The sequence below is a fragment of the Sorangium sp. So ce1335 genome, from assembly GCF_051521615.1.
Lineage (GTDB): Bacteria > Myxococcota_A > Polyangia > Polyangiales > Polyangiaceae > Sorangium.
The window spans coordinates 9,545,877-9,566,567 of sequence record NZ_CP150363.1; the positions used below are offsets into that span (position 1 = coordinate 9,545,877).

Below are 20,691 nucleotides of genomic sequence, written 5' to 3' on the forward strand. Positions count from 1 at the left end.
TCAGAAATCCGGCGCCGCCGGGAGCGGCATCGACGTTGTGCCGGGCTTCGACCGCGACGGCGGCTGGGCGGGCCGGGCGGGCGGCTCGGCGCGTGAAGCGGGCGCCTTGACACGCTGCGCGGGCGCCTGGGCCCGCGGGGCGGGCGGCTCGGCCGGCTCTGCGGGCGCGTCACCCCACGGATAGGGCCACTCGGGGTCGGGCGCGTCGGTCCGCGACACCGGCCGCGCGAGCCGCGGCGCGAGCGGCTCGTCCTCCGGCGCGATCCGCAGGTCGGCGCCGGGCGCTGTCGCGCGCGGCGCCCCCGCGTCCGCGGACGCGAGGGCCGCAGAGGACGCCGCCGTGGCCTCCGCCCTGGGGACCAGCGCGGCTTCCGGATCGACCGCGGGGCCAGCCGCCGCGATCGCCGGCGCCGCGGCGCCCGCGCTCCCGCCCCGCGCGTTCAGCCCCATCACGACGATCACGGGCGCGACGAACGCGGCGAGGACCCCGACAAGGAGCGCCTTCTGCAGCCGCAGCGGGGGCGCGAGCCCGAACGGCGCGCCGTTCGGAGCCTCCGTCATCTTGATCGTGCCGCCCCGGCGCCCCGCAGGCATGAACGCCGGCGACGCCACGAGCGTCCCCCCGACGCCCTTCCGGCGCTGCGCCGCCGGCGGGCCGGAGACGGCGCTGGCCATCGTGACGGCCGGAGCAGGCCGCTCCTGGGTGCTCGGCGAGTCCGCCCCGCGCGCCAGCCACTGGTGCTCGAGCGACGTGCCCGCCACGTCCGCCGTGATCCCACGCTCGACCGCCCAGGCCGCCAGCGCGCGGCCGAGGGCGCGCATGTTCGGCCATCGGTCGGCGGGCGACTTGGCCAGCCCGCGCCGGATGATCGCCCAGAGCGCCTCGTCGCCGGCGCCGAGCTCGGTCGTCGGCGCCGGCTCCTTGCTGAAGATCGCCGCGATCACCGCGCTCAGCGTCTCGCCGCTGAACGGCCGCTGGCCGGTGATGAGCTCGTACAGCACCACGCTGAACGCCCACACGTCGGTCTGCTCGCCGACCTCGGGCTGCCCGTCGGCCTGCTCCGGGGACATGTACTCCGGGCTGCCGACGATCATCCCGCGCTGCGTGATGGAGGGGCTCGCCGCGTTGGACAGCTTGGCGATGCCGAAATCGACCACCTTGGGGACATGGCCGCCCGCGCCGTCGGGCACGACGAGGATGTTCGCCGGCTTGATGTCGCGGTGGACGATGCTCTGCGCGTGCGCGGCCGCGAGGGCGCACGCGACCGGCAAGAGCATCTGGACCGCCTGCTCCGGCGGCATCGGGCCGTTCGTCTCCAGCCAGTTCGAGAGCGACGTGCCCTCGAGGAGCTCCATCACGAGGAACGGCTCGCCCGAGTCGGTCTCGCCGAAATCGAACACGCGCACGATCGCCGGGTGGCCGAGCCTCGCCGTCGCGCGCGCCTCGCGGAGCAGGCGCTCGGCGGCGTGCGCGTCGAACTGCTCCTCGTGGAGCACCTTGATCGCCACGTCGACATCGAGCCACAGGCTGCGCGCCCTCCACACCGTGCCCATGCCGCCGGCGCCGAGCCGGCCCACGATCTGGTACTTGCCGGCGAGGATCTCCCCCACGGCGCGCTCGTTCCGCGGCAGCCTGCGGACGCAGGACGAGACACCGCCCGTGCTCGCATCGCCTCTCCTGGCGATCGATCTGTTGTGGCCGGGGACCTGACGCTCGTCCTTCATGGGTCGTCCATCCCGAAAGCAAGCGCCGAACCATCGCTCGTCCACCGCGCACCCACCGCTGGTTTCCCGCCCTGCGGCCGCAGCAGCGCGACAAAACGGGCGGCGCGCGCCGCCTCGCGGCCGGAATGGATGGCGAGCTCGGCGCTCTTCCGCCCCGCTTCACGACCACAATGGAAAGAGCCGTTACTCGCGGCGGAGGATCGTCCGCGCGCATCGGTCACGCTGAGGCAATTCGCACCGACCCCTCGCGAAGGAGCAAAGCGCGCTCCGCGGCCGTGGCCAGAGCGGCCTGTCCCGGTGCGCGCCGCCGCGTCCGGCCGGCTCGTTCGTAAGGAGGATCCTCATCTCTGCAGGTCCGCGCTAGACTCGCTGGCGACGTGGTGCCCGCTGCGCCGAAGACAACCCTGGACGAAACGATCGGCACAGCCTCGGAGCGCCTGCGTCCCAGGAAGCCGACGCCGGGGCTGGTGCTCGTCTTCTCCGTGGACAGCCCCCGCTGCGACGTCCTGCCGCTGAAGGACGGCGAGATCGAGCTCGGGCGCGGCGAGGTCGGGGGCGTGTCCCTGGACGACCTGAAGATGTCGCGCAGGCACGCGCGCGTGCGCTTTCGCCAGGGCACGTGGGAGGTCGAGGACCTCGACAGCCGCAACGGGACGTCGCTCGACGGCGCGCCGCTGACCGGCACGCGCGCGGGCGGCGCGCTGCGCGTCGTGCGGACGGGTTCGTCGGTGTTCGTGATCCAGGCCGACGTGGAGCCGTTCCGGGCGGGGATCTCGAGGGCCGGGGGCACGATCCTCGGGCCGACGCTCGCCCGCGCGTGGGACGCGATCGACAGGGCGGCGCGCGCCGGGGCGGTGCTTCACATCACGGGCGAGAGCGGGACCGGCAAGGAGCACGCGGCGCGGGCCTTCCACGCGCTCGGCCCGCGGCGCGCCGGGCCGTTCGTCCCCGTGAACTGCGCCGCCATCCCCGACGGCCTGGCCGAGCGGCTGCTCTTCGGCACGCGCAAGGGGGCGTACTCGGGCTCCACGGCGGACGCCGAGGGGTACGTGCAGGCCGCCCAGGGTGGGGTGCTCTTCCTCGACGAGGTGGCCGAGCTCGATCTCGGGGTGCAGGCGAAGCTGCTGCGGGCGCTGGAGGCGCGGGAGGTGCTGCCGCTCGGCGCCTCGCGGCCCATCCCGGTGGACTTCGCGCTGGTGTCCGCGACCCACAAGGACCTGCGCGCGCAGGTGGCCGCAGGGAAGCTCCGCGAGGATCTCTTCTTCCGCATCGCGCAGCCGGCGGTCCGGGTGCCGCGGCTGTACGAGCGGCCGGAGGAGATCCCGTGGATCGTGGACGCGACGCTGCGGGACGTCGGCGCAGCCGCCCCGCGCGGCGCGGAGGGCGCGAGCGCGCCCCCGGCGGCCCACGCCTCGCTGATCGAGGCGTGCCTGCTGCGCGCGTGGCCCGGCAACGTGCGGGAGCTGATGGCGGAGATCCGCGCGGCGGCGCAGGAAGCGCAGCTCGCGAAGAGCCCGGTGGTCCAGGCGCGGCACCTGTCGCCGTCGGCGGGGCAGGCGTTCGCCCCGGCGCGGCCGAGCGCGCCGGAGCAGCCCCAGCCCGCCGCGGCCGAGCGCGGCTCGCGCCCGCCGACCGCGAGCGCGCCGCGCGACGAGCGCGGCGCGCGGCGCGCGGCGTCGCTGCCCGCCGACGAGGTCATCGAGGAGGCGCTGCGCCGCGAGGAGGGGAACGTGGCGCGCACGGCCCGGGCGCTCGGCGTGCACCGCACCCAGCTGCGCCGCTGGCTCGGGCGGCGCACGGCGAGCGACGCGCCCGCCGCGGACGACGACGCGGAGGGGTGAGCGCCCTCAGGGCTCCAGGACCGCCACCGCGGCCTGCCGGGTCAGGACCGTGGCCGAGTGCCCCGCGTGCAGCGTGAAGACGCCGGGCTCCACCTGCCAGCCGCCCGACGCCCAGTGCGCGAAGGCCCGCGGCGCCACGGTGACGGCCACCTCGACCGTCTGGTCGGGGTCGGCCTCGACGGGGGCGAAGCCGGCCAGCCAGAGCACGGGGCGCTCGACGTCGGAGCCCGGCCGCGCGAGGTAGAGCTGGACGACGTGGCGCCCGCGGCGCGGCCCCGTGTTGCGCACGCGCACCCGCACCTCGAGGGGCGCGCCGGCCGCGACGCTCTGCGGGGCGTCCACGTCGAGGATCTCCCAGCGCGTGTAGCCGAGGCCGTGCCCGAACGGGTACGCCGGGGTGACGCCGGCGCGGGCCCAGGCCCGGTAGCCGACGTGGAGGCCCTCGGCGTAGACGAGCTTGCCGTTCTCGGGCTTCGTCGAGAGCACCGGCACGTCCTCCTCGCGCGACGGCCAGGTCGTCGGCAGGCGGCCGCCGGGCTCCACGGCGCCGAGCAGCACGTCGGCGACGGCGTTGCCGAACTCCTGGCCCGGGAACCACGTGAGGAGCACCGCGTCGACCTCGTCGCGCCAGGGCATGAGCACCGGCCCGCCGGCGTTCACGAGCACGATCGTGCGGCGGCTCACGGCCGCGATCGCGCTGACCAGCTCGTCCTGGCGGCCGGGGAGCGCGAGCGAGCTCCGGTCGAAGCCCTCGCTCTCGATCGCCTCCGTGGTGCCGACGACCACGATGGCGACGTCGGAGGTGCGCGCGAGCTCGACGGCGCGCGCCAGCGCTTCCTCGTCGGGGAGCGCGGGGACCTCGACGCCGAGCGAGAACGCCACCGCCGGCGCGTCCGGGGCGACAGCGTGCGTGAGGACGAGGTCGACCTCCTGGCCCGCGGCGAGGTCCAGCTCGGCGGCCCGCTGCGGCGGCGCGAGCAGCATCGCGGCGAGGTCGTCCTTGTCCGGCGCGACCGTCTCGTCGAAGAGGACCTGCCCGCCGCCGGTGAGCCGGTAGGCGCCCACGCCGGCCACGCCGACGCGGTAGCGGCCCGCCTCGGCGGCGCGCAGCCGCGTCGTCACCTCGATCGTCGCGGCCCGGTTCGCGCGGAAGTCGCCGATGAACGTGAGCCGCCCGACGGCCCGGTGCTCCTCGTGGAACGCGTTGCCCTCCGCGTCGAGGAGCCGCACGTACACGCCGTGCTCTCCGGTCACGGGGTCGGTCACCTGGTCGCCGGCCACGGGCACGAGGCCCTCGTGGATGCGGGCGCCGAGCGCGTGGCGCACCTCGACGCGCGGGCCGAGCGCGGCGCGCAGGCCGTCGAGCGGCGAGATCGCGTAGTGCGGGTGCACGCTGGCGCTGCCGCCGCCCTGGATCCGCCCCTCGGCGGCGCTCGCGCCGATGACGGCGACGCGCTGCAGGCCGGCGGCGTCGAGGGGGAGCGCGTCGCCCTGGTTGCGGACGAGCACCATGCTGGCCGCGGCGGTCTCGCGGGCGAGCCCGGCGGCCGCCTCGGCGGAGAGCTGCGGGGGGGCGGGGGCGGCCGGCGCGACGCCCTCGAGCGCGCCGACGCGGGCGGCGAGGCGCAGCAGGCGGCGGACCTTCTCGTCGATGGCCGCCTCCGGGACCTCGCCGCTCCGGACGGCGGCGACGAGCGCGTCGCCCCAGGGCCCGGTCGGGCCCGGCATGGCGAGGTCCAGCCGCGCGCGCGCCGCGGCGGCGGTGGAGCGGGTCGCGGACCAGTCCGAGACCACGACGCCGTCGAAGCCCCAGTCGTCCTCGAGCGGCGAGGCGAGCAGGGGGCTCTCGGTCATGGTCGTGCCGTTGACCGCGTTGTAGGCGGCCATGACGAGCCACGGGCGCGCGTCGGCGACCACCCGCTCGAAGGGCGCGAGGTAGAGCTCGCGGAGCGTGCGCTGGTCGACCCGGACGTCGACGGTGAAACGCTCGGTCTCCGCGTCGTTGGCGACGTAGTGCTTGGGGGTGGCCCCGACGCCGTTGGCCTGGAGCCCGCGGACGTAGGCCGCGCCGATGCGGCCGGTGAGCAGCGGGTCCTCGGAGAAGCACTCGAAGTGCCTGCCGCCGAGCGGGCTTCGGTGCAGGTTGATCGTCGGCGCGAGGACGACGTCGACGCCCTTGCGCCGCGCCTCCGCCGCGAGCAGGGCGCCGACGCGCTCCATCAGCGGCTCGTCCCAGGTGGCGGCGAGGGCGGTGGGGGAAGGGAGGCAGACCGAGGGATCGCGCTCGTCCCACTGCTCGCCGCGCACGCCGACGGGGCCGTCCGAGACGACGATGCGGCGCAGGCCGATCGCGGGCTCGGGATGCGTGCTCCAGACGTCGGCGCCCGTCAGCAGGCGGACCTTCTGCTCGAGGGACAGCGCGGCGAGGGCGTCCGCCACCCGCCGCTCCACGGCCTCGGGAGGATGATCGGACTTCTGGGGATGAGTGGACTGCGAGTCGGCGACGGCCATGGCCCCTCCTGAGAGCGCGGAGACGAAGCGCAGAGACGCCGCCCCGCGGCGGCGAGCCAGAACGGTACTTAGAACATCAAGGAAACACCAGGTTCACAGGAGAGCCTCGATCGCGCGTGTTGGCGGGCACGCACGGGCGGGCGCAGAGCCCGCCGCGGGGCGCGCGTGGGGGCTGGGGGGCGGATGCCGCCGTGGTGCGAGGGCGCGCCTGGTTCCATCCGTCAGGATGGCCGGCCAGGGGTCCGGAAAGAGGATCCAACTGCGCGTGATGGGTTTCAGATCGCTACCTTGCCTTCAAGATAAAAGACACTGTTCGTCTTATCCTCCCGGCCCGTGGCACCTCGACTTCAGAAAGTCTCCGCCCCGTCGAGCGATGCTCGTCGGGTGCGCGCGCTGGGCGACGCCGTGCGCCAGGGCGCGATCGCGGTGGTGGGATGGCTCGTTCTGGTACGAGCGGAGGCCGTCCACGCCGCGAGCGTCGGGGTCGCGGTGGAGCTCGATGAGCAGCGCTGCGTGACGCTCGACGACGTACGTGCGGCGGCCGCGCTGCGCGGAGGGCGCGTCGACGCCGACTCCACGGTACGGCTCCGGGTCCACGTGCGCGAAGCGGAGCCGCCGAGCGCGGTGACGCTGGTGATCTCGGGAGAAGGCGCGCACGGCGCCATCGAAGCGCGCACGATCGTGGCAGATTCCTGCGCGGAAGCCGCCTCGGCGCTCGGGCTGGTCGTCACGATGGCCGGCGACGACGAGGAGGCCCGGGTCGAAGCTTCCCGCGCCGAGCCTCTCCCCCTGACGCCGCCGGCGAGACCGTCGCAAGGCACAGCCCGCGAGATCAGCCCAACCTTCGCCGCGCCGCCGGCGAGACCGTGGCGAACCACGGCTCGCGAGACCACGCCCGCGACGAAGCTGTATGCGGCGCTCGGTCTCGTGGCCACACCGCTCTACGTAGGGCCGACAGGCGCGCGGCTCTCGGGCGGGCTCGCAGCGGATCGAGTGCTCTTTCCATGGGCCGAGCTCGGCGTGGGGGCGACGTTGCCGCGCACCGTGCTCGGAGGGGGAGCGGCCGTGAGCCTCACCTGGCTCACCGCTCGTGCCTCGCTGGCGCCGCTCGGCGCATCCCTCGGCGATCGTGTCTTCGTGAGCGCTTACATGATGCTCGATGCGGGCGCGTTGCTCGCCTCGGGGGAGGGAGCCCCGAAGGTCGACAGCCGGTGGCGCCCGTGGCTCGAGGCGGGCGCCGGCGCACGGGTGCGCGCGCTGCTCGGCGCATGGTCCTTCGTGGATGGGCAGGTCGGGCCCGCGCTGCCCCTCGTTCGGGACGAGTTCTTCTACGTGAACGGCGGGACGGCGTATCAAGCGCCCGCCGTGCGGCTGGACGCCGCGCTCTCCATCGGGGCGTATTTTCCGTGATCAAACCGGGGACCTCGTGGATCGCCTGGGACGAGCCCCTCGTGATCACCACCACCGACGACGCCCCCGGTTCCACCGCCGTCCGCTTGGCTCGCCCTCTGGGCGGACTCGTCGACGCGCAGGCGCGTTCCCCCTGCAAGTCCACCACCGACGCCGCCCGCGAGGCGCGGCTCGCAGAGCTCGCGTCGCACCTCGAGTTCCTGTGGCGGTTCGCGTGCCGGATGGGCGTGGGTGAGGCGGCGGCCGAGGACATTGCGCAGGAAGCGTTCGTGGTGGCGGCGTCGCGCCTCGACGCGATCCTTCCCGGCAAGGAGCGCTCGTACCTCGTCTCGGTCGTGGTTCACATGGTCCGGCGCGAGCGAACCCGGCGAGCACGTCACGAAGAGCTCACGGGCGAGCCCTCGGCGCCGGCGGGCGAGCAGCCGGACAGCCGCCTCGACGAGGCGCGCGCGCGCAGGCTGCTGGATGCGTCGCTCGAGGCGCTGGACGACGAGCTTCGCGCGGTGTTCGTGCTCCACGAGATCGAAGAAGAGACGATGGCGGACATAGCCCATCTGCTGGACTTGCCGCCAGGGACCGTGGCGTCACGGCTCCGCCGCGCCCGTGAAGCGTGGAAGCGAGCGACGGAGCGCTTGAAGAAGGGTCTGCCGGTGAGCGGCGGGAGGCGGCCGTGAGCGACTCGTACGACGACTTCGACCGCGCGCTGCTGCGCGCCGGGAGGACGGCGAAGGCGCCTTCCTCGCTCCGCGCGAAGGCCCTCGCGGCCGCCGCGGTGGGGACGGCGACCGCGGCCGCAACGACGAAGCTCGGCGTCGGTACGGCCAAGGCGAGCGGGGGGATCGCGGCGCAGGCCGCTCACGCGTTCGGCCTGAAGGCGGTGCTCGTCGCGTCCATCGGCGTCACGTCGGTCGCATTCGTGCTCGGGGGTGCGTACGTGGCGGCGAGCCGTCACGCGGACGCCGTCGCGTCCGCAGCCCCCGTGCGCTCGCCGCGCGCGGCCTCGCCTCGCGCAGCGGAGATCGGCGAGGTGGCGCCGGCGGCCGCTTCACCCACGCAGGAGGCCACGCAGGAGCAGCCCGCCCTGCCTGCGAAGGCGGAGCCCGCCGTCGCCCCTGCCGCCGAGCCCGCCCCGCTCGCAGCGGCGTCGCCCGCTCCGCGCGCAGCGGCGTCGCCCGCCCCGCGCGCAGCGGCGTCGATCAAGGACGTGGCGCCCGCGCCCCAGGGGACCGGGCTCGCGCGCCAGGTCCCCTCCTCCGCTCCTTCGGTGACGGCGGTCCCCGCCGTCGACCCCCTTCCACGAGAACCCAGCAGTGAGCAGGCCGCGCCGGCCCCTGCGACACCCACCTTCGTACTCTCGGACGAGCTCCGGCTCATCGACGCCGCGCGAGCGGCCCTCGCGCGGGGGGACGCGCCGCTCGCCCTTCGCTTCACCGCCGAGCACGCGGCCCGCTTTCCAGGAGGTAGCCTCGCCATCGAGCGCGACGTCCTCCGCGTCGACGCCCTCGTGGCCGCAGGGCACATCGCGGAGGCCGCATCGCACGCGTGCGCCTTCGCCGCGCGGAGCCCGCGCTCCGCTCAGGCGCCGCGCATGATCAAGGTGGGTCGCTGTTCAAGCACGATTCCGTGATCAAAAGCGCGGAGCGAGAGATCGCCGGCCGGTGGAGGATCCTCGCTCATGAGACTTTCGCAGCTAGCGCTCTCCTTGTTGTGGTTCCCGGTCGCCCTCTCAGCCACCACGTTTGGGTGCGCCATAGTTCGCGTGCCGATCGGCGATCTCGACCCCGATGGCTCGGGCACGGGCGGCTCGTCGGGTTCCGGCGGCACGGGCAACTCGGGCAGGTGCAGCACGCCGGTGGCCTCCCGTCCCTTCAGCCTGGACGACTGGCCGGCAGTGGGTGGCACTTTTCCGCTGGCGATCACGGGCATCGCCTTCGATCCATCCGGCAACCTCGGCGTGACAGGGTACACGGCGTCGGACGTCGACTTGGGCGGCGGCGTGCTCCGGTCCGGGGGAATCGACGACCTCCTCCTGGCGAAGTACGATGCCGCGGGCAACCACACCCTCAGCAAGCTCTTCGGCGATGATTCGGGCCCGCAGGCCGGCCAGCACATCGTTTTCGACGCGGACTGCAACATGTTCCTCGTACGCATGTTCGCGACCTCATACGACATCTTCCTGGACAAGCTCGACAGCGCCGGCACCCCCCTGTGGAGCAAGCACCTCAACGCCGGGTATCAAGCAGATTGGTATATCGGATCCATCGCGGTGGATCCGACGACGGGTGGCGTGGTGCTCGTGGGAAGATACTACGGGCACCTCGATCTCGGGGGAGGTCTACTACCGCTCGTAGAGAGTGATTACGACCCGACGAGCGGCTACGCGGCGAAGTTCGATGCGATGGGAGACTTTGTCTGGAGCAAGTTCTCCCCGAGCGGCAGCGGCAGGTACACGCCAGGCGGCATCATGGCCGTCGACGCTTCAGGGCATATCGTGATCGCGGCCGACGACTCGGACATCTACGATGACGGTTCAGGCCTATTCGCGCGGCTCAGGCTCGCGCGGCTGGACGCCTCGGGCAACGATCTCTGGAGCAAGGAGTGGACAGCTCCTCTCCATCGTCAATCAGCCTCGGATAGCCAACAAGGCCTCGCTGGCATCGCGGTGGACGGCGACGGAAGCGTGTTCCTCGCCGGGAGCGCGCACTGCGACTTCGATTTCGGCGGCGGACCGCTGGTTGGCGCGGATTGTTCATCCGACAATGCCTTCGTGGCGAAATTCGACGCTCGTGGAGGCCACATCTGGAGCCGAGTCATCGCGGGCAGCTCTGCATCCAAAGCAGTGAGCCTCGGTGTCGACGCTCTCGGGAACACCTTCGTTGCGGGCACCTTCACCGGGACCCTCGACGCCGACGGCACGGCGCTCGGCGCAGAGGACGGAGCTGAGCGGAGGTTCGTCGTGCGGCTCGACGGGGATGGGCATATTTCGTGGTCCCAAACCCTCGGCCCCGAGCTCAGCAACGTGCTGAGCCTCGCCGTGGACCCCGGAGGAAACGTCGCCATTTTGGGGGAAGACGACAGCGGCGCGACTGGATCCCCGTTTTTCTACAGATTGGGAGGAAATGTCGTGACGAAGCTCAACGTCGCAGCGCCGTGACCCTGCTTCGAGCAGTTCTCGAAGGAAGCGCGTCGTCCGCCGGTCGGGCGCGCGCTGGATCCCGAGCCGGGGGTGGGATGAGCGGAATGCACGCGGGGCCGGGCCGATGGCCCTGCGACTAGGGGCACGCGCAGACGCCGCCGTGGTGTGAGCAGCAACCCCGCTTCACGTAGGTGCAGGTCGGCGACAGCGTGCCGTCGCAGCAGCACACGCGGCCCTCGGGCGCCGGCCGCGAACGCGCCGGCGCAGCCGGCCCGCCGCCCGGTCGCGCGGGGGCGGGCGCGCCTTCGGCCTCGCGCTGCTCCTCGGCCGCCCTCTCAGCCTCGCGCTCGGCGATCAGCCGCCGGCCCTTCTCGAGCGACGCGCGCGCCTGGGCCGCGCGCTCGTCGCGCGGGGCAGCGCCGGCGAGGTAGCGGAGGAGCGCGTCGCAGGCCGCGGCGTCACCCTGCTGGCCGCAGGCGAGCTCGGTCGCGGCGAGCTCGAGATCGGCGGCGTGGGGCACCTCCTCTCGCCGGCGCGCCGCCTCGACGGCCTCGAGCTCGGCGCGGCGGCGCTCGGCCTCCGCGGCCTCGTCGGCCTGACGCTCCGCCGCGACCTGCGCCTGCCGCGCCTCGCGCTGCTGCCGGTAGCGGGCGACGAGGGCCCTCGACGCGCGCAGATCGGCCTCGGCCTGCTCGCAGTCCGACGCGCACCGGTCGGCGCGGGCCTGGGCGTCGAGCTCCAGCACGAGGCAGTCGGGCTCGCTCCGGCAGCCGCGCGAGAGCCGGCCCCGGAATCCGTCGTCGCGAAGGGCCCCGTCGCCGTGACGGCAGCCGGCCACGAGGGCGACAAGGAAAAGCAAGACGACGGCACAGCGGAGCACGAGGCCATTCTCCCGCCGCGCCCCCGGACGCGTCGAGCCCTTCGCGCGGAGCCGCGACGGAACCGACGGCAGCGACGACATGGACGACAGGGAAGCACGGAAGGCGCCAGCCGTGGGACGGACGCCGCCCTGTTGCGCGGCGACGGCGGCGGCGCGATGCTCGCGGGCCGCTCTCGTATCGAGGTCTCCATGAGCCTGTCCACGGTCCTCCGCGTCATCGGCCGCACCGACGGCGAGGTCCACAGCGTGTTCCGCACCGGATCGCGCGTGTACGGCACCGCGACCGCGGCGTCGGACGAGGATTTCGTCGCCGTCCTGGCGCGCCGTGACGCGAGGCAGGACCTCGCCTTCGCGCCCGGCGTCAACGTGGTCGTCCACGGGCTCGACACCTTCCGCAGCGCCCTCGCCGATCACAGCGTCTTCGCGCTCGAGTGCCTGTTCCTTCCGCCGGAGCACCGGCTCAAGGAGCCGAGGCCGCCCTTCCCGTTCAAGCTCGACAGGAAGAAGCTCGCCGCGTCGGCCGCGAGCCGCTCCGCGTCCGACTTCAAGAAGGCCGGCGCCCGCTTCGACGAGCAGCCAGAGGCCTCGAAGAAGAAGCTGTTCCACGCGCTCCGGGTGCCGCTCTTCGCGGTCCAGATCGCCGAGACCGGGGCCATCCACGACCACGGCGCGGCGACCCCGATCTGGCGCGAGATCGCCGCGGACGAGCGGCTCGACTGGGAGGCGTACCGCGAGGCCTATGGCCCGCTCCGCGAGCGCCTCTGCGACCGGCTCGCGGCGCTGGCTTCACGCCGATAGCCCCTCTGCCGGCGCCGGGGCGAGCCGCTGGGGCCGGATCTCCTGGTGCATCCAGTGCTCGTCCGTCTGGACGTGCCCGCGCCGCACCCACTTGGCGAGGCACCGCTGGAACATCGCGTCCGGGAACTCGCCCGCGACGCGCGCCACCACCCCCTCCCGCGGGCCGCCGAACGCGGACGGCTCGTGCGCGAGCGCGGTCGTCAGCGCCTCGAGCTCGCGCTCGCTCTCGACGACGCCCCGGAACAGGACAGGCACCGTGGGGAGCGAGAGATCCTTCGCCTGGGCGACGACCATGTCCCACTCCCAGAAGAGCCCCCGCGCGTCGTCGCGTACGCCGAAGACGAGGGAATAGCCCGGCAGCGCGTCGTATTCGATGGAGTGGACCGCGTAGCAATACTCGCAGAAGATCGATATGTCCTCCGAGAGCAGGTGCGCGATGCTCGCGTGCGTGGCCTTTGCGAGATCGAAGCTCGGGTGGGACGGAGGACCCGAGTGAGAGCGCGAGAAGACGCTCTTCCGCGTGTAGGTGAGGTTGCTGCCGTCGCACTTCTCGGTGATGACGATCTCGACGCCGAGCAGCCCCGACACGTCCGCCATCCGCTTGTCGTCGGACGTGCCGCCGGGCGACCAGGGCAGGTGGAACGAGCGGGGGTATTTGGCGGACATGGCGGCGCCAGCGTAGCACCGCCGCCCCGGCGCGGACATGCTACGTTTCCGGGCCGCGCCGCGTCCGGCGCGCGCTCGCCAGGGGTGCTCGCCATGTCTTCCTCGTCCTCGCTGCTCGACCTGCTCACGCCCGATCCGGCGCGTGTCCCCTGGGACGATCTCCAGGTCTTTGACTGGGTGCGCGCGCTCGAGGCCTGCCCGCAGGACCCGATCCACCACGCCGAGGGCAACGTGTGGATTCACACCCGCATGGTGCTGGAGACGCTCCTCGGGCTGCCCGCGTGGCAGGCCTTGCCCGCGGAGGAGCAGCGGGCCGTGTACCTCGCGTGCCTCTTCCACGACGTGGCGAAGCCGGCGACAACCCGCGTGGAGGACGGGCGGGTCACGGCGAAGGGCCACTCGCGCGCCGGGGAGCTCCTCGCGCGCCGGCTGCTCTGGGAGCTCGGCGCGCCGTTCGCGCTGCGCGAGCAGGTGTGCGCGCTCGTGCGCTACCACCAGATCCCCTTTTACCTGATCGAGCGCGACGACGCGCAGCGCGTCGCCGCCGAGGTCAGCCTGCACGCGCGCTGCGACCTGCTCGCGCTCGTGGCCGAGGCCGACATCCGGGGGCGCGTCTGCGCGGACATGGCGCGCGTCGTCGACAACATCGAGCTCTTTCGCGAGTTCTGCCGCGAGGAGGGGTGTTACACGGCGCCGCGCTCGTTCGCGTCGGATCACACGCGCTTCGTGTATTTCCGCTCCGAGCCCGGCGGCGGGCGGCACCCTGACGTGGAGGTGTACGACGACACGCGCGCCGAGGTCGTCGTGATGAGCGGGCTGCCGGGCGCCGGGAAGGACACCTATGTTCGCGAGCACCTCGCCGACTGGCCGGTCGTCTCGCTGGACGCGCTGCGGAGCGAGCTCGAGATCGATCCGACGGACGCGCAGGGGCAGGTGGTCCAGGCGGCGCGCGAGCGGGCGAAGGAGCACCTCCGGCGCGGCGAGCGGTTCGTGTGGAACGCGACGAACCTGTCGCGACAGCGGCGCGGGCCCTTGCTGCAGATGGCGGCCGACTACGGGGCCAGGATCCGCGTCGTGTACGTGGAGGCGCCGGCGGCGGTGCTGTTCGCGCAGAACCGGGCGCGGGAGGCGGCGGTGCCGGAGGCGGTGATCCGGCGGATGGCCGAGCGGTGGGAGATCCCGGCGAGGACGGAGGCGCACGAGGTGGTGCTGGCGGTGCGCGGGGTGGGGTAGCGGCGGGATCCGAGCTGACCGGCCGTCACAATGCACCAGAACGCGCCGCCCGGCCGGCTGCGCTCGCGCGCGGACTGCGGTAAGCTCCGCTCGGAGCGACGCATGCCCTTCCAGAGCGAGAACTCCCCCGTCCCGATCCCCCCGCCCGGCGAGGACGAGCTCCCGTACGACGATGGAGAGCCGATGGAGTCCGAGCGCCACCGCGCGCAGATGGACCTGCTCATCGAGGCCCTGAAGCTGCACTGGCACGACCGCGACGACGTGTACGTCGGCGGCAACATGGCCATCTACTTCAGCGAGCTCCAGGCGAAGAAGAACGACTTCCGCGGTCCGGACGTGTTCGTCGTGCTCGATACCAACAGACGAGAGCGCAAATCCTGGGTCGTCTGGCAGGAGGACGGGAGGACACCCGACGTCGTCATCGAGCTGCTCTCCGACAGCACCGAGGCCGTCGATCGCGGCGACAAGATGCGGGTCTACGCGAAGCTCCTGCACGTGCCGGAGTATTACCTGTTCGATCCTTTCTCTGGCGCGCTCGAGGCCTATGCGCTCGATCGAGCCACGCGGTCTTACGCGCGGGTGCCGGCCGAGGCGAACGGCGACGTCGCGAGCGCGTGCCTCGGCCTGCGGCTCGGGGTCCGCAATGGCACCTACCGTTGCCTGGAGATCGACTGGCTGCGCTGGATCGATGCCGAGGGGCACGTGCTGCCGACCGGCGAAGAGCAAGCCCGCGCCGCCCAGGACCAGGCCCGCGCCGCCCAGGACCAGGCCAAGCAGCTCGCCGCCCGGCTCGCGGCGTACGAGAAGCAGTTCGGGCCGCTGCCCGGCGGCAGCTCGGACTGAAGAGAGAGACAACGCGCAGCCTCCCTCCCGGCGTCCCGGACGCCCCGGCGGTCATTCGTCTGCGGCTCTATCGGACGCCTGCGCCGCCCACACGCGCCTCGCTCAGGCGCGCGAGGATCCGATCCACCGTCTCCCCGACCGTGAGATCCGATGTGTCCAGCCATAGCCCCAGCCGCGGCGTCTCCGCGCGCAGCACGCGATCGAAATCGACCACCGCCGCGGTATCCCCATATCCGCTCTTCGCTCGACCCGCCTCGCGCGCCGCCACCACGGCGGGATCCGGGCAGAGGACGACGACGTGCAGAGGACGGCCCGCGTAGTGCTGCGCCACCTCGGCGAGCCCTTGCCCGAGGACGATGTCCTGGTGCACGACCGTGAACCCGGCCTGGAAATAGAGGTCCGCCGCCGCCGCCGCGATGCGATAGCGGAGCCGCAACTGCCGCTCTGCCTCCTCGGAGAGCTCGAACCCCATCTCGGCGCGCCCGCTCACGATCATGCGACGGAACACGTCCCCCCGCAGGTGAACGCTCCTCGGCAGGCGCTCGGCCAGCGCCTGCGCGACCGTCGACTTCCCGGCCGCCATGAGGCCCGTTATCAGGAAGATCGAGGGAGACTCGGGCAAGCTCACACACGCCGTCATGATGGCCAATCCTCCTGGGCAACCTAGATCGTTGCTCCCCTACCTCCGACCGAACCCCGGCGCCAGCATCGCCGCCCACCGCGCCGGGCTCTTGATCCGCTCCCGCGCCATCACCGCGTCCGCCACGAGGAGCCGCTGCAGCCCCTTCTCCCCGCCGAGCAGCTCGCCGGCCTGGCGGCGCGCGGCCGCCGCGTAGAGCGGCATGTCCGCCGCGTCGAACCCGGCCGCCGACGCCTCGAGCTGCGCGATCGCCGCGTCCCGGTCGCCCCGCAGCGCCGCCGCGCCCGCGCGGATCAGCGGCACGAACGGGTCCGACCACGCCGTCTTCTCGCGGGCGAGCGCCGCGGCGTCCCGGAGCGCCGCCTCGATCAGCGGCTCGGGCTCGGCCGCGCTCTCGGCCGCCGCGAGCGCCGTGCTCGCGCGCTCCACGTGCGCCATCACCCGGCTGTTCTGCATCATCAACAGCATCGAGCCCTCGAGCGCCGGCCAGGACGCGGTGAGCCGCCTCATCGCGGCGCCGGCGCGGCCGGCGTACCGGTCGACGTAGGTCTCGCCGAGCAGCCCGACGAAGTGCTCCAGGTGGAACCCCGACGTCGTCCACCGCGACAGCGCGCCCGCGATCGCGCCCCGCGCGCCCGCCACGTCGTCCGCCGCGAGCGCCACCCACGCGGCCTGCGCGCTGAAGATCGCCACGGCGTAGCGATCCCCCCGCTGCTCGGCGGCCCGGAGCACCGCGGGCATCGCCCGCGCGAGCGCGTCGATCTGCCCGCGGTAGTACCGCACCCACGACGTCATGAGCTGCGTCGTGACGAGCTCCCAGGCCACGCCGGCGCAGCGATCGCGCAGCAGGTCGTCCGCCTTCTCGTACCACGCGGACGCCGCCCTCCAGCGCCCGGCCGTGAACGCCTCGAGCATGCCGGAGACCATCATCGACAGGCCGAGCAGGTGCGGGCTGTCGAGCCGCTCCGCCAACGCGCGCACCGCCGACACGAGCTCCTCGGCGCGCGCCCGGTTCGGCGACCCCATCATGCACGCGGACGACGCCTCGAACGCGAGCGCGCGGCCGATGCGGTACGGCTCGCCGGCGCGCAGCGCGAGCAGGAGGGCGCGCGCCGAGAACTCGGCGGCGCGGACCATGTCGACGGCGGAGAGCCCCACCGTCACCGTCCAGCACGCGTCGATGCGCGCGAGATCCTCCGGGCGCACCTCGCGCTCGGGCCGCTCGCGGAACCGGAGGCCCCGCAGGCGCAGCTCCGCGCGGTGCAGCAGCAGCGACACGAGCGCGCGCCGGGGCGTCTCCGGGAGAGACAGGCCGACCGCCCTGAGCACGGCGCCGATCAGCGCGAGCCCCTCGTCGATGTGCCCGCTCCGCAGGTACTGCTCCGCGGCCCGGCGGCGGAGCTCGAGCCCCCTACCGCTCTCCGCCCCCTCCGCCGCCGCCGCGTAGATCCGCGCCGCCGCCGCGCCCTCGCCCGCGTCGACGAGCGCGTCGGCGCACCGCACCTCGAGCGCGCGGAGCTCCGCCTCGGGGAGCCCCGCGTCGCGCGAGAGCAGGCCGAGCGCGCGCTCGTACAGCCGCGCGGCGCGCTCGAACGCGAGCGCCTCCGCCGCCTGCTCGGCCGCGCGCGCCGCGAGCCGCCCCGCCCGCGCCGGCTCGCCCGCGCCCAGCCAGTGCCGCGACAGCGTCTCCGCGTCCGCCGTCCCGAGCGCCTCGAGCGCCAGGCCGAGCCCCCGGTGCCGCGCCGCGAGCTGCTCCGGGGCGAGCCGGCCGACCACCGGAGCGCGCACGTGGTCGTGGGACAGCTCGACGAGCTCGGCCTCGCCGTCGCGCCGCGCGGCGATGAGGTCCTCCGCGAGCAGCAGCGAGAGCGCCGGCGCGCGCTCCTCGTCCTCGATCTCGACCGCGCGCGCGGCCACCGCCGCGTCGATCGGCTCCCCGGCGACCGCGATCGCCTCGAGCAGCCGGCGCGCCGGCTCCGGCAGGCGGTGGAGCCGCGCCCCGAGCGCCCCGCCCCGCGCGGCGTCGTCCGGCGCTTCCCCCTCGCCCGGCGGCGCCTGCGCGTCGCGCACGAGCTCGCGGAGCAGCCGCGGGTCGCCCCGCGACGCGCGCGCGACGGCGTCCGCCCGCGCGCGCGTGACGTCGTCGCGCGCGAAGAGGAGCGCGAGCGCGAGCTCCTCGGCCTCGATCAGCGACAGCGGGCCGACGACGATCTCGCGCAGCGCGCCGTCCCGGTGCAGCCGCTCGACGCCCTCCGGCGCGCCGGGCGAGGCCTCCCCGTCGGCGCGGCGCTCGAGACCCATCCCATCGAGCAGCGCGCGGAGCGGCGCGCTCGCGGCGGCGTCCTCGGTCCTGTAGCTGCCGAGGAACATCATCGCGGGGGCGTCGGGCGGCCGCGTGAGCTCGAGCAGGAGGGCCGCGCTGTCGGTGTCGCTCCACTGGAGGTCCTCGATCGCCACGATGAGCGGCCGGCGCTCGGCGATCCGACAGAGGAGCTGCCGGAGCGCGGCGAAGGTGCGCCGCCGCAGCTCCTGGGCGTCGGGCGCCTCGCTCACGCGCGGCGCCGAGGCGACGGCGGGCACGCGCGCGAGCGCCGGGAAGATCCGGGCGAGCGCGCGGAGGTCGCGCGGCAGGAGGCGCTGCGCCTCGTCCGCCGGGATCCGCCGGAGGAAGCGGCTCAGCGCCTCCATGAGGCCCCCGAACGCGTTGTAGGGCTCGGTCGCGCCGGGGGCGCAGCGCCCGCGCAGGACGACCGGCCCCTTGTCGCGGCGGAGCCCCATCAGGAAGTGGTGGAGGAGCGCGCTCTTCCCCATGCCCGCGCCGCCGTGCACGAGGACGGAGACGGGCCGCTCGATGAAGAGCGACTCGGCGGCGCGGTGCAGCGCGCGCAGGTGCGCGCGGCGGCCGATGAAGTGCTCGATCGTCGGCGGCGCGATGGGGAACAGCGCGCTGTCCACGCCGGCGGGCCCGGCGCCGCTCGACGCGGGCTCGGCGCCGCTCGACGCGGGCTCGGCGCCGCTCGACGCGGGCTCGGCGCCGCTCGGCGCAGAGCCGACGGCGCTCGACGCGGGCTCGGCGCCGCTCGGCGCGGGCTCGGCGCCGCCCGGGTCCTCCGCTCCGCGCCCCCCGCCCGGCGCCATGGTCACTTCTTGCTCAGGAACGCATCCATCGCCTGCCGGTGCTCGGGGCCGTTCCACTGCTCGGCGAACGCCTGCCGCTCGACCTCGACGGCCGAGGCGCGGAGCGCCTCGCGCACCCGGCGCAGCGACCGCTTCATCGCGGCGACCGACGTGCGCGGGCTGTCCGCGATGCGGTTCACCTGCGCGATCGCCCGGCTCCGCGCCGCGCCCGCCGGGACCACCTCGCTCACGAGCCCGATCCTCCGCGCCTCGGCGGCGTCGATCCGCTCCGCCGTCAGCAGCAGCCGCGCCGCCTGGAGCGGGCCCACCCGCTCGCAGAGCCGCGTCAGCCCGCCCCAGGCCGGCGACAGGCCCATCTTGACGTGGCGGAACGAGAGCCCGGCGTGCTCCTCGACGATGACGAAATCGCAGAGCAGCAGCAGCTCGCAGCCGCCGCCGAGCACGTCGCCCTGGACCGCCGCGACGATCGGCACCTCGCTCTCCTCGATCGCCGCGAGGCCCTCGAACAGCGCGAGGATCTCGCCGCCCCCCGCGCCGCCGCTGGCGAGCGCGTGGAGCTCGCGGATGTCGCCGCCCGCCACGAAGACGTCGCCGGTCGCCGCGATCACGACGCCGCGCACGCGCGGATCGGAGCCCGCCAGGCGGATCGCCTCGCCGAGGCGCCGCGCGAACGCGCTGTCGATGGCGTTCCGGCACTCGGGCCGGTCGATGGTGAGGACGACCGCGTCGCCGGCCGCCTCGACCCCGAGGTTCACGAGAGCGCCCTCCGGGCGCCCCTCCCGTTCGTGAGCATCGCGGCCTTCCGACGACCGGCGCCCGCGCCCGCGCCGTTCTCCGCCGCGCGGCTGAGCCGGCGCGGGACGGGCATGCGCTCGTCGTGGATCACCTCGGCGATCCGCGCCTCGAGCGCGCGGCGGCTCAGGCCCTTCTGCTCCACCGCGTACCGCTCGGCGTAGCTGATGATGGCGCCCGCGACGTCGACGCCGCTCGCCCGCTCGATCCCCTCGAGCCCTGGGGAGCTGTTGATCTCGAGGATCTTCGGCCCGGAGCGCGCCTCGAGCATGTCGACGCCGGCCACCTCGAGGCCCATCGCCTTCGCGGCGCGGATCGCGACGCTGCGGTAGAGGCGCGGCAGCTTCACCCCGTCGCCCTTGCCGCCGCGGTGGAGGTTCGAGCGGAACTCGCCGGGCTTGGCGACCCGGCGCATCGACGCGACGACGCGGCCGCCGACGACGATGACCCGGATGTCGCGCCCCTTCGACTCGCGCACGTACTCCTGGAGCACGATGTCCTGCCCCATGGCCCAGAACGTCTCGAGCAGCGCGTGCACGGCGTGCGGCGTCTCGGCGAGCATCGTGCCGATGCCCTGCGTGCCCTGCTGCAGCTTCACGATCGCGGGACAGCCGCCGACGAGCGAGAGCGCCGCCTCGACGCCGGCCGGGCTCCGGGCGCACACGGTGATCGGCACGTTGAGCTTGCGGCGCGTGAGCAGCTGGAGCGCGCGCAGCTTGTCGCGGCTCCGCGCGATCGAGACCGCGCCGTTCAGGACCGGGACGCCCATCAGATCGAACTGGCGAACGACGGCCAGGCCGTAGTTCGTGATGCTCGCGCCGATGCGCGGGATCACGATGTCGAAGCGGGGCACCGCCGAGCCGCCGACGAGCAACGAGGGGCGACCGCGCGACACGACGATCTGGAAATCGAGCGGATCGATGACGCTGACTTCGTGGCCGCGCGCGCGCCCCGCGAGCACGATACGGCTCGTCGAGTAGAGGGACGCGTTGCGCGACAGGACGAGGAATCGCATGTGGCCGGGAGGCTAGCAGAGCCCGCACACTGCGTGGATGGGTGCGCGCGACGATCGACGCGC

16 protein-coding genes are annotated in these 20,691 nt (G+C 74.1%); 8 read left to right on the plus strand and 8 right to left on the minus strand.

All coding sequences use genetic code 11. The features are described 5' to 3' along the window. Entirely contained in the window at positions 1-1,725 is a 1,725-nt protein-coding gene (locus WMF24_RS35530) for a protein kinase domain-containing protein (protein ID WP_437731891.1), read from the minus strand. A 377-nt stretch (positions 1,726-2,102) separates the two neighbouring features. Between WMF24_RS35530 and WMF24_RS35535 the strand changes: the two genes are divergently transcribed. Further along, positions 2,103-3,566 (plus strand): sigma 54-interacting transcriptional regulator, encoded by a 1,464-nt coding sequence (locus WMF24_RS35535; protein WP_437731892.1) that lies wholly within the window; start codon positions 2,103-2,105, stop codon positions 3,564-3,566. A 6-nt stretch (positions 3,567-3,572) separates the two neighbouring features. Here the strand turns inward: WMF24_RS35535 and WMF24_RS35540 are convergent, their stop codons facing one another. Next, entirely contained in the window at positions 3,573-6,077 is a 2,505-nt protein-coding gene (locus WMF24_RS35540; protein WP_437731893.1) for a beta-glucosidase, read from the minus strand. A 333-nt stretch (positions 6,078-6,410) separates the two neighbouring features. On the opposite strand from WMF24_RS35540, the gene WMF24_RS35545 reads away from it, so the two are divergent. Genes WMF24_RS35545 through WMF24_RS35560 form a run of 4 tightly spaced genes read left to right on the plus strand, consistent with a single transcriptional unit; the run spans position 6,411 to position 10,641 of the window. Continuing rightward, complete coding sequence (locus WMF24_RS35545; RefSeq protein ID WP_437731894.1) at positions 6,411-7,487, plus strand: hypothetical protein; 1,077 nt, start codon at positions 6,411-6,413, stop codon at positions 7,485-7,487. Then, on the plus strand, positions 7,484-8,161 hold the full coding sequence (locus tag WMF24_RS35550) for an RNA polymerase sigma factor (protein ID WP_437731895.1): 678 nt from the start codon (positions 7,484-7,486) through the stop codon (positions 8,159-8,161). Before WMF24_RS35545 ends, WMF24_RS35550 begins: the two co-directional genes overlap by 4 nt. Continuing rightward, complete coding sequence (locus tag WMF24_RS35555) at positions 8,158-9,114, plus strand: hypothetical protein (protein ID WP_437731896.1); 957 nt, start codon at positions 8,158-8,160, stop codon at positions 9,112-9,114. The genes WMF24_RS35550 and WMF24_RS35555 overlap by 4 nt, the downstream gene beginning before the upstream one ends. A 48-nt stretch (positions 9,115-9,162) precedes the next feature. Then, the gene (locus tag WMF24_RS35560; protein ID WP_437731897.1) at positions 9,163-10,641 is read left to right on the plus strand and encodes a hypothetical protein; all 1,479 of its coding nucleotides are present in this window, start codon (positions 9,163-9,165) and stop codon (positions 10,639-10,641) included. A gap of 118 nt (positions 10,642-10,759) precedes the next feature. Here the strand turns inward: WMF24_RS35560 and WMF24_RS35565 are convergent, their stop codons facing one another. Next, a complete protein-coding gene (locus tag WMF24_RS35565; RefSeq protein WP_437731898.1) occupies positions 10,760-11,503 on the minus strand; it encodes a hypothetical protein in 744 nt (247 codons plus the stop codon). A 189-nt stretch (positions 11,504-11,692) separates the two neighbouring features. Here WMF24_RS35565 and WMF24_RS35570 point away from each other — a divergent pair, with 189 nt between their 5' ends. Further along, entirely contained in the window at positions 11,693-12,301 is a 609-nt protein-coding gene (locus tag WMF24_RS35570) for a hypothetical protein (RefSeq protein WP_437731899.1), read from the plus strand. Here the strand turns inward: WMF24_RS35570 and WMF24_RS35575 are convergent. Next, entirely contained in the window at positions 12,290-12,967 is a 678-nt protein-coding gene (locus tag WMF24_RS35575) for an RNA ligase family protein (protein ID WP_437731900.1), read from the minus strand. The genes WMF24_RS35570 and WMF24_RS35575 overlap by 12 nt on opposite strands. A gap of 93 nt (positions 12,968-13,060) precedes the next feature. Between WMF24_RS35575 and WMF24_RS35580 the strand changes: the two genes are divergently transcribed. Both WMF24_RS35580 and WMF24_RS35585 read left to right on the plus strand, forming a co-directional pair. Further along, a complete protein-coding gene (locus tag WMF24_RS35580) occupies positions 13,061-14,200 on the plus strand; it encodes an AAA family ATPase (protein ID WP_437731901.1) in 1,140 nt (379 codons plus the stop codon). 102 nt (positions 14,201-14,302) lie between these two features. Next, positions 14,303-15,043 carry a Uma2 family endonuclease gene (locus WMF24_RS35585; protein ID WP_437731902.1) on the plus strand — a complete coding sequence of 247 codons (741 nt, stop codon included), beginning with the start codon at positions 14,303-14,305 and terminating at the stop codon, positions 15,041-15,043. Between the two features lie 67 nt (positions 15,044-15,110). Here WMF24_RS35585 and WMF24_RS35590 read toward each other — a convergent pair whose 3' ends face one another. Genes WMF24_RS35590 through WMF24_RS35605 form a run of 4 tightly spaced genes read right to left on the minus strand, consistent with a single transcriptional unit; the run spans position 15,111 to position 20,628 of the window. Next, on the minus strand, positions 15,111-15,683 hold the full coding sequence (locus tag WMF24_RS35590; RefSeq protein WP_437731903.1) for an AAA family ATPase: 573 nt from the start codon (positions 15,681-15,683) through the stop codon (positions 15,111-15,113). Positions 15,684-15,722: 39 nt separating this feature from the next. Further along, complete coding sequence (locus WMF24_RS35595) at positions 15,723-18,821, minus strand: ATP-binding protein (protein WP_437731904.1); 3,099 nt, start codon at positions 18,819-18,821, stop codon at positions 15,723-15,725. Positions 18,822-18,823: 2 nt separating this feature from the next. Beyond that, entirely contained in the window at positions 18,824-19,576 is a 753-nt protein-coding gene (locus WMF24_RS35600; protein ID WP_437731905.1) for an enoyl-CoA hydratase/isomerase family protein, read from the minus strand. Continuing rightward, the gene (locus WMF24_RS35605) at positions 19,573-20,628 is read right to left on the minus strand and encodes a RimK family alpha-L-glutamate ligase (protein ID WP_437731906.1); all 1,056 of its coding nucleotides are present in this window, start codon (positions 20,626-20,628) and stop codon (positions 19,573-19,575) included. Before WMF24_RS35605 ends, WMF24_RS35600 begins: the two co-directional genes overlap by 4 nt. Positions 20,629-20,691 lie beyond the last annotated feature (63 nt).

Bases quoted from the DNA above. Each gene is read 5' to 3' on its own strand.
- WMF24_RS35530 (WP_437731891.1), bottom strand. From the start codon at position 1,725: ATGAAGGACGAGCGTCAGGTCCCCGGCCACAACAGATCGATCGCCAGG.
- WMF24_RS35540 (WP_437731893.1), bottom strand. From the start codon at position 6,077: ATGGCCGTCGCCGACTCGCAGTCCACTCATCCCCAGAAGTCCGATCAT.
- WMF24_RS35560 (WP_437731897.1), top strand. From the start codon at position 9,163: ATGAGACTTTCGCAGCTAGCGCTCTCCTTGTTGTGGTTCCCGGTCGCC.
- WMF24_RS35570 (WP_437731899.1), top strand. From the start codon at position 11,693: ATGAGCCTGTCCACGGTCCTCCGCGTCATCGGCCGCACCGACGGCGAG.
- WMF24_RS35575 (WP_437731900.1), bottom strand. From the start codon at position 12,967: ATGTCCGCCAAATACCCCCGCTCGTTCCACCTGCCCTGGTCGCCCGGC.
- WMF24_RS35580 (WP_437731901.1), top strand. From the start codon at position 13,061: ATGTCTTCCTCGTCCTCGCTGCTCGACCTGCTCACGCCCGATCCGGCG.
- WMF24_RS35585 (WP_437731902.1), top strand. From the start codon at position 14,303: ATGCCCTTCCAGAGCGAGAACTCCCCCGTCCCGATCCCCCCGCCCGGC.
- WMF24_RS35590 (WP_437731903.1), bottom strand. From the start codon at position 15,683: ATGACGGCGTGTGTGAGCTTGCCCGAGTCTCCCTCGATCTTCCTGATA.
- WMF24_RS35595 (WP_437731904.1), bottom strand. From the start codon at position 18,821: ATGGCGCCGGGCGGGGGGCGCGGAGCGGAGGACCCGGGCGGCGCCGAG.
- WMF24_RS35605 (WP_437731906.1), bottom strand. From the start codon at position 20,628: ATGCGATTCCTCGTCCTGTCGCGCAACGCGTCCCTCTACTCGACGAGC.